The organism is Cytobacillus sp. FSL K6-0129, from assembly GCF_038007625.1.
Classification (GTDB): Bacteria; Bacillota; Bacilli; order Bacillales; family Cytobacillaceae; genus Cytobacillus; species Cytobacillus kochii.
The window spans coordinates 2,536,083-2,549,231 of sequence record NZ_JBBOXM010000001.1 but is presented as its reverse complement, the minus strand read 5'-3'; the positions used below and the strand labels follow the sequence as shown (position 1 = coordinate 2,549,231).

Below are 13,149 nucleotides of genomic sequence, written 5' to 3'. Positions count from 1 at the left end.
CAGAAAAAAGATTCTTCTACTACAAAAATAATAACAAATATTTCCTTGTTTTACATGATAATGTTTTTAAAGTTTGAAAAAATGTGTATGTTCAGTCCATGAAGTCAATAATTGTACAAATTACCTTGTAATACGATGTACATCGTATTACAATATATTTAGCGACTTTCCAAATAAAGGAGAAACAGAATGGACAAAGAAATCATGAAGGGTAGTATTGATATTTTATTGCTTTCATTATTATCTAAAAAAAATATGTACGGATATGAGATGGTGAAGAGCTTAAAGGAAAACAGTCATGAGTTGTATAACATGAGTGAAGGGACATTGTATCCGGCTTTAAAGAGGCTGGAGAAGAATGGCTGGATTGAAGCGTATTGGGAAGATTCACAGCTTGGTGGTCGAAGGAAGTATTATCAATTAACAAACGGGGGAAAAACAGAATTAAGTAGGAAACTAGGCGAGTGGCAAAAAGTAAATGATTTGATTAACGTAACAACGGAGGGGCTCAAGTGGACAAAGAGATTGAATCCTATATCAACCAAATTGTAAATACAATTGATTGTGATCATGTTGAAAAACAAGAGATCATTGATGAAATGAAAGACCATATTTTTTTACTGAAACAAGAACATAGGCAAAATGGCAAGAGTGAAAAAGAGGCCGTACAGTTGGCTCTAGCTGATTTTGGCAATCAGAAAAGTATTGCACATGGTTATAATCAATCTATCTTCCCATTCTATCGGCTCTATAAAGTGAGTAGCTGGTTGCTGTTTTCATTGTTTACGCTAGTCGTCTTATGGCAGTTAATTATCGGTCGGCTCTTGGAGAGAGTAATGAATTACGCTAATGGTTATGTAGATAATTTTTATTTTTTCTCAAGAGAAGCACAAATGAGCTTTTTTAACTTTAATTTATCTGAATGGGGCATGAATGTAAATATTATTCCTTTTAAAACGACAATCACCTATCTTTTAGGTGCTGATCGCTTTAATTTGGATATTATTATCACTAACACAATTGGAAATATCCTTATTTTTCTGCCATTAGGATTATTGCTCCCGGTGCTTTTTAAACATTGTCGTCTTTTTTCAGTCGTAACCATCACGGCCATTACTGCGAGTTTTTCTATTGAGCTTCTACAGTTTTTCTTGCAGGTCGGCCAGTTTGATATTGATGATATTATCCTCAATACGATGGGTGCAATGGTAGGTTACTTGATGTTTAAAACGATCTTTAAGGTGAATTTGTTCATAAAGGAAGCTAATTTAAAACTGAATAAAGGATAAAAGAAGAGTTGGTTCGAGTTTACGAACCAACTCTTTTTAGGTATTTATTCTCAAAAATTAGATTTTTCATAAATAAACGTTTCTAAACGAGCTTGAAAAGTGTATAATTACACTAAATTAAACAAAATGAGGTATAAGATGATTGTGATCATTTGTTTACTTCTTGGCTCGGTATTGGCCATTTTTGGTCAAGATTTTGCTTATTCCCTTCATGCCATTTTGCCTAATGTTTATCCACTCACTTTTTTAGCAATCGTAACGATAAGCAGTTATTTATTTTATATGCTAGCGATTGCGATAACATTTTACAGAGTAATTAAACATAAAATGAAGGTAAAATACTTGGAGATTCTTGGAGTGGTAGTTATTATAAGCTTCATCATGTCAAGCTGGTCAACTTTTGTGTTAGCCATGTGGTGGAGTTAAGAAAGGTGGAGGTTATATTGTCGAGTGATGAAGAGTTGATGGTAGAAAAGGCGAAAAAGACTAGTAATAAAGGGAAAGAAGAAAGAAAAGAAGGGGAACCATCAGCAGCTTTTAAAGGTGCTTCATGGGCAGCCCTATTAGTAGGTGTGACTGCTTATATAATTGGTCTATTTAATGCTGCAATGGAACTCAATGAGAAGGGCTATTATTTTGCTGTTCTAATATTTGGATTGTATGCCGCTGTTTCTTTACAAAAGGCGGTAAGAGACAAGGAAGATGGTATTTCTGTGACGGGTATTTATTACGGGATCAGTTGGTTCGCTTTAATTGTCGCCGTTTCATTAATGGCCATTGGGTTATATAACGCTGGTAGTATTATTCTAAGTGAAAAGGGATTTTATGCGATGGCTTTTGTCCTTAGCTTATTTGCAAGTGTCGCAGTGCAAAAGAATATTCGTGATACACAAGCTGCAAGGGATCGAGAATAATAGAGGAAAAAGGGAAAATGCAGTAAATATAGCTATCTATTGCTTTTCCCTACAGTCCGAAACAAAAAGGGGTGTATGAATGCCATCAGAAGATAGAAAGAAAAAGGAAGAGAACCAACCCACAGTTACGCTAAATGATAGCATCAATAAAAGTCAGAGTCCGTCCCCTGATGTAAGTGGGATGGGTTGGAAAGATGTATTGTTACTCATAATCATTGTTATTGGGGGTTTTTTCTTTTATCAGTGGTTCTTTTGATACTGGGAAAAGTAGCTCTCGATAGAAACCTTTATTATCCCTGTTTTAACAAATAGCGTCTAATCGGTGGTGGGTATATCAATAAACAAACAATATTCGAACAGTTAATGGAAAAAAGGGAAAATCTATATCATCCCATGCCATTTGAAGACTTAACAAAGATCTATCATGATTTTAGTGATTCGTATCCATTAGAGGATTTATCTGTAGATTTACATACATACTGGATGAATATAGCAGGTAGTCTAAGTTACGTTGCCAATAACCGCCAAGATCAGCTTTCACAAAGGCAAGTATCATTATTGACATCCGACTTTTTTGAGCAGTTCCCTACATATGAGTTTTTAAAACGGGTAATGAGAGATTATCCTCATTTTTTAGATGAATATATGCTGTACGATGAGGTACGTGTGTTACTGTTAACGTATTTGGTGGAATAGAAGTTAATGAATATGGTAACAAATTTTTATTAGCTGAAGTTTCAGTTTATGCTATTAGTTGTTTCTTATATATTAATAACATATTTGTGGAAAATAAAGAGTGGCTATAGGAAAATGTGTCCTATATACTAATTAAGCAATAAGATTTTCATTTAGTTGGGAGTAGAAGCCATGGGGTTTGGGGATATGTTTTCATTGGTGAATGGAATCATAATATTGACATTTGTTCTTATCATTCCTACCTTACTGATCATTGTATTTGTAGCAGCGAGTAAGGTCATAAAAAGGTATTTAAAAAACGGAGAATTGATGGAGGAGAAATTAAGAATGGAGCTTGATGAAAGGCAGAAACTAGAGCATCGTGTAACGGAGCTAGAAAATCAATTGAAGATGAAGCAAAAATAAAGTAAACCGTTATTTTATAATAACGGCTTAAAGGTGTTCAAGTCATTTCTATCAATACTCCCCCTATTGCGCCAGCTAAAACAATGAGCCACGGGGGGAGTTTCCAATAAACCAACATAAAGAATAATATAGCTGCTAAGGAAAAATCTAATGGCGTAATAATAGCACTCGTCCATATGGGCATATAAAAGGCTGATATTAGTATTCCAACAACAGCAGCGTTAATGGCAATAAATGCTCCTCTTATGTGATGATTCTTCCTTAATGCATGCCAAAAAGGTAAGACACCAAAGATAAGTAGTATGGCAGGTAAAAAGATAGAAAATGTTGCAATCATGCCTCCTAACCAACCATTCATATCAGCGCCAATAAATGCTGCGAAGGTAAATAGTGGACCAGGCACAGCCTGCGCAGCGGCATAACCAGATAAAAAGGCTTCCTCACTAATGAATCCAGTAGGAACAAATTCTCTTTCTAATAAGGGAAGAACTACATGTCCTCCTCCAAATACCAATGCCCCAGCCCGGTAGAAACTGTCAACCATACTTAGCCAAGTACTTGAAATTATACTGTTTAAAATCGGAAGGATGGTTAAAAGCCCGAAAAATAAACTTAAACAAACCAATCCTACTTTCTTTGATAATGGTACTTGTAATGATAAACCGTCATGCTCCTCTTTTTTACTAAACATAAAATAACCAAGCAATCCAGCTACCAGAATGACCCCAATCTGCGATAGGTTATGTGGAATAAGTAAGGTGATTAAAAGCGCGAATAAAGCGATTGATTTTCTAGTCAAGTCAGGGGTTAAACTCTTAGCCATCCCTAAAATGGCATGAGCAACAATGACTACAGCAACTATTTTCAACCCTTGGATGATGCCAAATTCCACTAGACCAAGCTGTTGAGCAAAGTAAGCGAATAAAATAAGAGCAATGACTGAGGGCATTGTAAAGCCAATAAAAGATACAATCCCACCTAAAACGCCACCTCTCATGACACCAATGCCAATTCCGACTTGACTGCTTGCAGGGCCAGGTAGAAATTGACTTAATGCTACGAGATCAGCATAACTTTTTTCGTCCATCCATTTTCTTTTTCGAACATATTCCTGATGAAAATAACCTAAATGTGCGACTGGTCCTCCAAAAGAAGTGAAACCAAGTCTTGTTGATACAATGAAAATCTCAAGTAGTTTTTTAAAGTATTGCATGCAGGACTCCTTTACTCTTTAATTTCTTTGAATAATTCATAGGCCTTTGCTCTTGCTTCAATTAAAATAGCTTCACCTTTTTCAGTAATGCGATAATATTTTCTTATTTTCCCATCTACCAATTGGTCTTCTTTTAGCAACAAACCATCAGCTTCCATTCCGTGGAATATAGGGTATAGTGTACCTGCACTAATGGTATAACCATGTTCTCTTAATTCGTCTAACATCCAGCTTCCATATATGGGATGCTCTTTGGCATGATGTAAAATATGAATATGGATAAAGCCTAAAAATAACTTTCTTAATATCTTATTGTTTTCCAACCATAAGGACTCCCTTTGTTTTCTAATAACGATATCGGTTTTCGATAACAATATTAATATAAAAGACTTTAGATGTAAATAATTAATAAATGAAAATTAACTTTGACTACTTATTGTTTTTTCTGATAATATAAATATGTTAAAACAAAATATATATAAAATTACGGTCATGTGTTGACGTGAGACCTCATAAATACATTAGCTAATGTTTAGTTAATGGGTATTTATGAGGTCTTTTTTATTTGAAAAGGAGAGATTGGATGTCTAAGAAGAGAAGAATGCGTCGAATATTTGCTGAAGACGGTAAAGCATTAGTGCTTGCCCTAGATGGCTATTACTTTTCTAACAAAACAGAGGGGATTGATAGGGCCATTCATGTGTTACCTCAAATGGTAAACCAAGGTTTAGATGCCATATTAGTTACTTACGGAATGGCCAATATCTATGAGGAAGAGTTTCCAGATGTAGGGATGCTTTTGCGAGTGGATATGTCGAGTAAAATTTATGATCCAAGTGTACCGTATACACAAGCTGCTTTTTCAGTTGAAGATGCAGTGCGCTTAGGAGCAGATGGGGTCATTTCTATGACTTTCCCTGGTGCTGAAAATGAGGAAGTAGCTCATGATATTGCTTTGAAATTAGCGAAAGAAGCAGATCACTGGCAGATGCCTTATATGTGTGAAACATTACCTTATGGTTATGCTGTAACAAATGAGGCTTCCAAAAGTCCTGACGTTATTGCTACTGCTGCTAGACTAGGAACGGAACTAGGTGCAGATATTATAAAAACTAGATTTACTGGTACAAAAGATGATCAGTTAATTATTCAAGCTGCTAAACGGCCTGTATTAGCATTAGGCGGGCCTAAAACAAATGATTTTCAAGAATATCTTGAATTTGTTCATCATTGTATGAGTGTGGGAGCGAAAGGAGTTGCGGTAGGGAGAAACGTAACGCAAAATGATCATCCTGTTGCTGCTATAGCGGCACTCCATACGATTATTCATAAAGGTGGCACTGTTGCCGATGCCTATCAGGATTATAAGGCATTAAGCCAAAGATAGGATCATAGACTTGAAGTAAAACAGATTGACACTATTATGTAAGCGTTTTACGATAAAATTATCAAAAAATAGAAGGTGTCATATGTTTAATGAAAAAACAGTTATCCCATCCATTCGACAGTTAAAATATTTAGATGATGCTTTAAAGAGTCAGTCACCATTTATATTGTTATCTGATGTTCATATTGGGAACTTAGGTCAATTAACAAAAAGATGCCATGAACATAATAAAAAGGTACTTGTTCATATTGATTTAGTCGAAGGGTTAACAAAGGATGCAAAAGGAGTAAAGTGGTTGAAGGATTTATTTAAAGTGGATGGGGTCATTTCACCTAATCAGCGTGTACTTCAACAAGCGAGGAAGATAGGATTAATAGCAATCTATCGAATTTTTCTATTGGATTCACGTTCTTTTGAACAATCTCTCAGTGCTTTAAATGGATCGCAATTCGATGCAGTAGAAGTCTTACCAGGTCCATTTGCAACACAGTATATTAAACGTATTAGAGAGGTTTTACCACATACACCTTTGTTGGCAGGTGGATTTATTGATCAAAAAGAACAACTTGATTCTGTTTTTAAAGCTGGCTTTTTGGCTGTAACAACTAGTCAATCTTCTTTATGGTTATTTTGACAACAAAATAGATTTGAGGGTTCAGTGTCCATGAGAAATAACCCCCATAAGGAATTGGTATGTCTAGTACCGTTTCTTTGTGGGGGATTTTTTATTTAAAAAAAGTTTAGGGGGAGCGTTATGGAGCTTATAAATTGGATTATTGATTTAGGTCCATCTGTCATGATGCCGATTATTTTCTTTCTATTGGCATTATGCTTTAGGGTACCTATTGGTAAAGCGTTTAAAGCAGCCATGCTAGTTGGGATTGGTTTTGTGGGTATTAATCTCATTATTACCTTATTGCTTGAAAGCATTGGACCAGCAGCAGAATCTATGGTTGAGCGTTTTAATTTGAACTTAACGATTATAGACCCAGGCTGGCCAGTAGCTGCAGCAATTGGTTGGGGGTCACCAATAGTGCCATTCGCTGTTTTTGGGCTTATACTAGTAAATATAATTTTGCTTTTCTTGAAGGCAACAAAAACAGTGAATATTGATATCTTTAATTTTTGGATTTTTATGATTGTTGGTGCAATTGTTTACACGCTATCAGGGAATATTTGGTTAGGAGTTATAGCATCGATTGTCCATTTTCTGGTAACACTCTATATCGCTGATAAGACGGCTTCACGTATACAAGAAGATTATCAATTAAAAGGGATTTCATTTCCGCATGGGACCACAGCCATTTTTGTTCCTGTAGGTATAGCGATTAATTGGATCATAGAAAGAATTCCAGGTTTAAGGGATGTAAAGGCAGATCCTGAAACGGTTACAAAGAAGTTTGGGATATTTGGAGAGCCCATGACATTGGGCGCATTAATTGGAACATTATTGGGGATTTTAGCTGGTTTCGATGTAGCTGCTGTCCTGACTCTTGGTATAACGGTTGCGGCAGTAATGGTTCTACTACCTAAAATGGTCGATGTGCTTGTGGAAGGATTAAATATTATTAGAGAAGCTGCCGAGGCGTTTTTAAAAAGAAGGTTCCCAGATCGAGAGTTTTATATTGCGATGGACACGGCATTATTGATTGCAAGACCGTCGGTGTTAGCTACGGGTTTACTAATGATACCAACGACATTATTACTTGCTGTTATTTTACCAGGTAATCGTTTATTGCCATTCACTGATTTGGCATCGCTTTCATTTCTGTTTGCCATGTGTGCGCCCTACCTTAAACAAAATATGGTGAGATTATATATAACCGGAATAGCGATTATGACATTAGTGCTCTATATAGGGACCGATATTGCTGCTGGATTTACAGAAGCTGCTAACCTATCTAATGTCGCTTTACCTAGTAGTTTTCATAAAGAGACCGAGCTTGCTAATCTTGTTGGGGGAGCGACCACACCGTTAGGGTGGATAATTATTAAGATTGTTGGATTATTATCTTAGGGGGTAGAACAATGGAGAAGTATATTATGGGAATCGATAATGGAGGTACGATCACAAAAGCAGCATTATATACTTTGGGTGGCAAAGAAGTTGGCATAGCATCTAAGAAGACAAAAATGATTATGCCAAAACCCTATCATACAGAGCGTGATATGTATGAGTTATGGGAAGCGAATCTAGCAGTCATTCGAGAGTTAATTAATCATTGTTCAATTGATACAAGTAAAATTGTTGGTCTTGCGATTACTGGACATGGGAATGGTTTATATCTTTCAGATAAAAAAGGAGAGCCAGTATATAACGGGATTATCTCAACAGATAATCGTGCCAAGAAATATATAGAAGAATGGTACGGCGATAGTAATTTTGAAGAAAAGGTGCTACCAAAGACAATGCAATCTGTTTGGGCGGGTCAGCCTGTAGCATTACTGCGATGGTTAAAGGATTACCAACCATCTGTTATAGAAGAAGCAGATTATATATTTACAGTGAAAGATTATGTACGTTTTAAATTAACGGGCGAAGCTTTTTTAGAACTAACAGATGTCTCAGGAACAAATTTGTTAAATGTCCGTGACCGCTGTTATGATCAACAATTATTATCCTTTTTTGGTATCGACGATCTCATTGATAAATTGCCACCACTTAAACAGTCAACAGATTATTGTGGGGCCATTACTAAAGAGATTGCTGAAATGACAGGGTTACAGGAAGGGACGCCTGTAGCAGGTGGGATTTTTGATATTGCAGCTTCGGCAGTTGCCTCTGGTTTGGTAAAAGAAGACCGATTAGCGATTGTTGCAGGTACATGGAGTATAAATGAATATATTACGAAAAAACCAGTTATTGATTGTGAACTATTTATGACATCGATTTACTGCTTGGATGACTATTGGCTAACCACGGAAGCAAGCCCAACCTCAGCAAGTAACCTGGAGTGGTTTATTGATCATTTTATGATAGAGGAAAAACAACAATGTGCACTGACAGGACAATCGATTTATGATATTTGCAATGAGTTGGTGGAAGAAACGACACCAGAGGAGAGTCAGCTTGTATTCTTTCCGTTTTTATTCGGTTCGAATACAGTGCCACATGCGACATCATGCTTTATTGGAATGAATAGTTGGCATGAAAAGAAACATTTTATTCAAGCTGTTTATGAGGGGATTGTTTTTGGACATATCTATCATATTGAAAGATTATTAAAATATATTGAAAAACCTGAAGCCTCTAGAATAGCTGGCGGTGTGACAAAATCTGATGTGTGGTTACAGATATTTGCTGATAGCTTGCAAATACCATTAGAAATTGTTGAAGTAAAAGAACATGGAACGCTGGGAACTGCGATGTGTGCAGCCGTTATGAACGGGGACTACGAATCAATTAAAGAAGCGGCTGAAGCAATGGTGAAAGTGAATCGTATTATTCAACCTCGCCCTGAGAACAAGGCAATCTATGAAAAAAAATATCAACAATATAAACAGACACTAGCGAAAATGGAAGAGGTATGGAAGGTAGGGATATAAGAATGGATTTAGGTTTAAGAGGAAAAACAGCTGTTGTGACCGGCGCCTCTCGTGGCGTAGGCAAAGAGATTGCTAGAACCATCGGTAAAGAGGGGGCGAATGTGGTCCTTACTTACCAAGGGAACAGAGAACAAGCAGAGGCAGTAGTTAAAGAGATACAAGGATATGGACAAAAATCAGTGGCCATTCAACTCGACCTTTCGAATGAGAAAGCAGTAGCAGAGTTAATGGAAAAGGCAAGTGAACGGATAGAGGAATCGATTGATATTTTAGTGAATAATGCTGCGGTATGGCCAACCAATTATATTAAAGATATGTCCTTACAAGAATGGCAGAAGACAATCGGAATTAATCTTGATAGTGTGTTTCTAACTTCACAAGGGTTTATAAAACACTGTTTATTTCATAAGAAAAGTGGTCGTATCCTCAATATTACGTCACAGGCAGCGTTTTATGGCTCAACAACAGGTCATTCACACTATGCAGCTAGTAAGTCTGGGATGATTGCGTTTGCGATTTCACTTGCTAGAGAACATGCAAAGGATGATATTACAGTTAATAACTTGGCACTCGGTATTGTAGAAACCGATATGATTAAAGATTCCTTGCAGCAAAAAGGTGATTATTATGTCAATCGAATTCCAGTTGGGAGAGTAGCAAAACCAGAAGAAATGGCAGATATTGCAGCTTTTTTAGTATCAGAAAAATCTAAGTATATGACCGGGGCGACAGTTGATGCTACTGGTGGAATGTTAATGAGATAAGGAGAGAAGCACAGATGAAATGCTTAGCAATTGCGGATTTATTTATTACGAAGGAAATGATGGAACAAGGATTAAAAACTTTAATAGATAACGGTATCGAGCTGGCGATTCGAGAATGGCGGCATGAGAGTTTAGAAGCGTTGCAGAAGGATAATCTTGCTATTGAGCAACAAGGTAGTGAAGCAGTATGTTTACCAGAAAACTTATATGACGATATCGATCAGTATGAGGTGATTATTACACAATTTGCACCAATTGGTCAAAAAGTGATCGAGAAAGCCACAAATCTTAAATTGATAGGGGTTTTACGTGGAGGTGTAGAAAATATTCACATTAATGAGGCTAAAGCAAGAGGGGTAGAAGTGATTAATACACCCGGTAGAAATGCAAGAAGTGTAGCTGAATTTACGGTGGGGATGATTCTATCTGAAATTCGAAATATTGCCCGTTCACATGCTGCCTTAAAACAAGGAGATTGGCGCAAAGATTTTAGTAATGCTGATTTCGTACCAGAATTAGAAGATAGAACAATAGGAATCATTGGCTATGGTCATATTGGGCAACTTGTTGGCAAATTTCTAAGTGGGTTTGATACTAGAATTATTTTCTATGATCCCTATTTTCAGGGGGAAACGGCTTTTGAACAAGTAGATTTAGAAACTATATTGTCAGATTCAGATGTTGTGACTCTACATGGGAGATTAACGGAGGAAACGAAGCATCTTATCGGGTATGAACAGTTAGCGATGATGAAAAGTACTGCTGTTCTTATCAATACAGCTAGATCAGGACTAGTATGTGAAGAAGATCTTATTCGAGCATTAAATGAGAAACAAATTGCTGGTGCAGCGATTGATACTTTTGACCATGAACCTTTAGGAGAGGCAAGTCCGTTTTTAGATCTTGATAATGTAACAATTACTGCACATTTAGCTGGGAGCACAATAGACGCTTTTAAAAATACGCCAAAAAAGTTAGCTAAATCGATTGTACAATGGAAAGAAAGTCAGAAAGCATAAGAAAGTTTATATTCGAAAGAGGAAGTCGGGCTTGTTATGTTTAAGGGGCAGCCCGACTTTAACTTTTAATATAAAATAGTTGCTTTATTTCACCCGCAAAACTTGCCCAGGATAAATCGTATAATTAGCGTCTAATCCATTCCAGCTTCGAATTTGTGCAATTGTGCTTCCATACCTTTGAGATAAGGCGTAGACAGTATCTCCGCTGACAACTGTATGATAGATAGCTCCTCCTGATGGAACCAGGTTGAAGGCACGTACGAGTCCATTTACATGTCCCTGGGCAATGGCTTGAATAAATGACGCTTGTTTTAATTTGTTGGCATCAGCAACTGTGTCAATAAAACCGTTCTCTGTTAAAATAGCAGGCATATTGCTTTCTCTTAATACGTGAAAATTGGCTTGCTTTCTCCCACGATCGGCGTAGTTAACGACTTTCATTATTTCTTCATGGATGATATTTTGATAGGTTGTTGTAGGTGTGCCGGATCCAGGATAGATATAATCCTCATAGCCAGTACCGCCACCGGCATTAATATGAATGGATAAGAAGTAATTGGCCCCCCAAGCGTTGGCATCGTTTGTCCTTTGGGCAAGAGAAACGGTTTGGTCACCTGTTCGACTCATTCGTACCTCAGCATTACTATATCCTAATAATAAATCTCTTACCTTTGTAGCTATTTGTAGTGTAAGGTTCTTTTCCTGTAAACCATTACCTACTGCTCCAGGGTCAGTACCACCATGACCAGGATCGATATATATTTTTACCATATGAAAATACCTCCTTTTCTAATAGTTTTATGCAAAGGATGCATTTAGTGCTTGTACACTTAAACTACTTTTTAACCATTTGATTGATTCGCACAAGGAAGGTTGGTAGGAAGAGGTAGATTCTAAACAAGGCCATTAAAGAGGTATGGAGATATTTAGCTTATAAAAGCGGGAATGACTATGCTGTCAAAGAGAGAAGAGGAGACTTTCGTCTAATAGGAAGGTTAAGACATGGGAACGTGAAGAAGAGCAGTAGGAGTTACTGCTCTTCTTCACGTTCCACAATTTGATAACCTAATTTTTTTAGTCCATCTTCAATACTTCTGACAAATGTTACTTCTAAATCTTGGAATTGGTCTCTCATTCTTGTTGAGCTAGCAAGTGCTGTTGGAATACCAGAAAGCATTACCTTCACGCCCATAAGTTTAAGAGCCGAGACTAATCGATTAAGTGCATCGGAAAATTCATAATTAGAGATTTGCATTTCAGATAAGTCAATGAGAAAAGAAGAAATTTTATGGCTTAATGTATAATTTAATGTATCTTCAAGAATTTTTCTTTCCCTTTTATCGTTGACGTTGCCTTGTAGTGCCAAGATAGCAATCCCTTTTGATATCGGAATAATGGGTACGCTGAGTAAATCAATATCTTCATAAAGGTCATCGAGTTCAATAATATAGGAGAGGACATCGGCAATGGATTGGACCATTTCCACTTGTTCATTGGTAAAGGTTTTTTCATCTTTATCCATTAAACAGAGCGTGCCGAAGTTTGATCCATCTGGGCGATTTAACGGAACCCCAATAAAGGCTTTCACACCAAGCTCATCGGTGATTTTTCGCTTTTTTGTTTCTTCATCAGCCATTAAATTCATCACGGTTTTCGCAGGTTCATTATTTTCTAATACAAGTTTGCAATTCGATTCTTGATAATCAACAGCAATATCGTCTGGTATGATAAATTCCACTTTATTATAGGAATTAATAACAGTCATTTTATTGCCTACTTTTTTGGCTATATATGCAGAATTGACATCTAAGTTTTTAGTTAACAACTCAAATAATTTAGTAGACGTATCCACTAGAGATTGGTAAACTGTTTTATCCTTTACTTTACTGATCATCGAACATCTCTCCAAAATTGAT

The 13,149-nt window shown here is 36.7% G+C and carries 17 protein-coding genes; 13 read left to right on the top strand and 4 right to left on the bottom strand.

Annotation, left to right across the window (positions count from 1 at the left end; translation table 11 throughout):
- Positions 1-189 precede the first annotated feature (189 nt).
- The 7 genes from MHI57_RS12770 (at position 190) to MHI57_RS12740 (ending at position 3,304) form a co-directional block, all read left to right on the top strand.
- The gene (locus MHI57_RS12770; protein ID WP_307316080.1) at positions 190-552 is read left to right on the top strand and encodes a PadR family transcriptional regulator; all 363 of its coding nucleotides are present in this window, start codon (positions 190-192) and stop codon (positions 550-552) included.
- Positions 513-1,289, top strand: a complete 777-nt coding sequence (locus MHI57_RS12765) for a VanZ family protein (RefSeq protein WP_322909758.1) — start codon at positions 513-515, stop codon at positions 1,287-1,289. The genes MHI57_RS12770 and MHI57_RS12765 overlap by 40 nt, the downstream gene beginning before the upstream one ends.
- A 138-nt stretch (positions 1,290-1,427) precedes the next feature.
- Positions 1,428-1,715: a hypothetical protein gene (locus tag MHI57_RS12760; protein ID WP_307316074.1), complete on the top strand. Its 288-nt coding sequence runs from the start codon at positions 1,428-1,430 to the stop codon at positions 1,713-1,715.
- 38 nt (positions 1,716-1,753) lie between these two features.
- Positions 1,754-2,203, top strand: a complete 450-nt coding sequence (gene yiaA, locus MHI57_RS12755) for an inner membrane protein YiaA (protein ID WP_412728603.1) — start codon at positions 1,754-1,756, stop codon at positions 2,201-2,203.
- A 79-nt stretch (positions 2,204-2,282) separates the two neighbouring features.
- Positions 2,283-2,459: a DUF6366 family protein gene (locus tag MHI57_RS12750; protein ID WP_307316069.1), complete on the top strand. Its 177-nt coding sequence runs from the start codon at positions 2,283-2,285 to the stop codon at positions 2,457-2,459.
- A gap of 107 nt (positions 2,460-2,566) precedes the next feature.
- Positions 2,567-2,899 (top strand): YxiJ family protein, encoded by a 333-nt coding sequence (locus MHI57_RS12745; protein WP_340976643.1) that lies wholly within the window; start codon positions 2,567-2,569, stop codon positions 2,897-2,899.
- 171 nt (positions 2,900-3,070) lie between these two features.
- Positions 3,071-3,304: a hypothetical protein gene (locus MHI57_RS12740; protein ID WP_095371716.1), complete on the top strand. Its 234-nt coding sequence runs from the start codon at positions 3,071-3,073 to the stop codon at positions 3,302-3,304.
- 37 nt (positions 3,305-3,341) lie between these two features.
- Here the strand turns inward: MHI57_RS12740 and chrA are convergent, their stop codons facing one another.
- Together chrA and MHI57_RS12730 are read right to left on the bottom strand one after the other, a co-directional pair.
- A complete protein-coding gene (gene chrA, locus MHI57_RS12735; protein ID WP_340976641.1) occupies positions 3,342-4,517 on the bottom strand; it encodes a chromate efflux transporter in 1,176 nt (391 codons plus the stop codon).
- An 11-nt stretch (positions 4,518-4,528) separates the two neighbouring features.
- Complete coding sequence (locus MHI57_RS12730; protein ID WP_180316920.1) at positions 4,529-4,840, bottom strand: PadR family transcriptional regulator; 312 nt, start codon at positions 4,838-4,840, stop codon at positions 4,529-4,531.
- A gap of 260 nt (positions 4,841-5,100) precedes the next feature.
- Here MHI57_RS12730 and MHI57_RS12725 point away from each other — a divergent pair, with 260 nt between their 5' ends.
- The 6 genes from MHI57_RS12725 (at position 5,101) to MHI57_RS12700 (ending at position 11,233) form a co-directional block, all read left to right on the top strand.
- The gene (locus MHI57_RS12725) at positions 5,101-5,904 is read left to right on the top strand and encodes a class I fructose-bisphosphate aldolase (protein WP_340976640.1); all 804 of its coding nucleotides are present in this window, start codon (positions 5,101-5,103) and stop codon (positions 5,902-5,904) included.
- 82 nt (positions 5,905-5,986) lie between these two features.
- Complete coding sequence (locus MHI57_RS12720) at positions 5,987-6,538, top strand: glycerol-3-phosphate responsive antiterminator (protein ID WP_095371719.1); 552 nt, start codon at positions 5,987-5,989, stop codon at positions 6,536-6,538.
- 120 nt (positions 6,539-6,658) lie between these two features.
- Positions 6,659-7,921 (top strand): PTS galactitol transporter subunit IIC, encoded by a 1,263-nt coding sequence (locus MHI57_RS12715; protein WP_340976639.1) that lies wholly within the window; start codon positions 6,659-6,661, stop codon positions 7,919-7,921.
- Between the two features lie 11 nt (positions 7,922-7,932).
- The gene (locus MHI57_RS12710) at positions 7,933-9,450 is read left to right on the top strand and encodes an FGGY-family carbohydrate kinase (protein WP_340976638.1); all 1,518 of its coding nucleotides are present in this window, start codon (positions 7,933-7,935) and stop codon (positions 9,448-9,450) included.
- 2 nt (positions 9,451-9,452) lie between these two features.
- A complete protein-coding gene (locus MHI57_RS12705; RefSeq protein ID WP_095371722.1) occupies positions 9,453-10,214 on the top strand; it encodes an SDR family NAD(P)-dependent oxidoreductase in 762 nt (253 codons plus the stop codon).
- 14 nt (positions 10,215-10,228) lie between these two features.
- Positions 10,229-11,233, top strand: coding sequence for a 2-hydroxyacid dehydrogenase (locus MHI57_RS12700; protein WP_340976637.1), 1,005 nt, complete (start codon positions 10,229-10,231; stop codon positions 11,231-11,233).
- An 84-nt stretch (positions 11,234-11,317) separates the two neighbouring features.
- On the opposite strand, the gene MHI57_RS12695 is transcribed toward MHI57_RS12700, so the two are convergent.
- Together MHI57_RS12695 and MHI57_RS12690 are read right to left on the bottom strand one after the other, a co-directional pair.
- Positions 11,318-12,004, bottom strand: coding sequence for an N-acetylmuramoyl-L-alanine amidase (locus MHI57_RS12695; RefSeq protein WP_340976636.1), 687 nt, complete (start codon positions 12,002-12,004; stop codon positions 11,318-11,320).
- Between the two features lie 259 nt (positions 12,005-12,263).
- Entirely contained in the window at positions 12,264-13,127 is an 864-nt protein-coding gene (locus tag MHI57_RS12690; protein WP_095371725.1) for a GAF domain-containing protein, read from the bottom strand.
- Between the last annotated feature and the right edge of the window lie 22 nt (positions 13,128-13,149).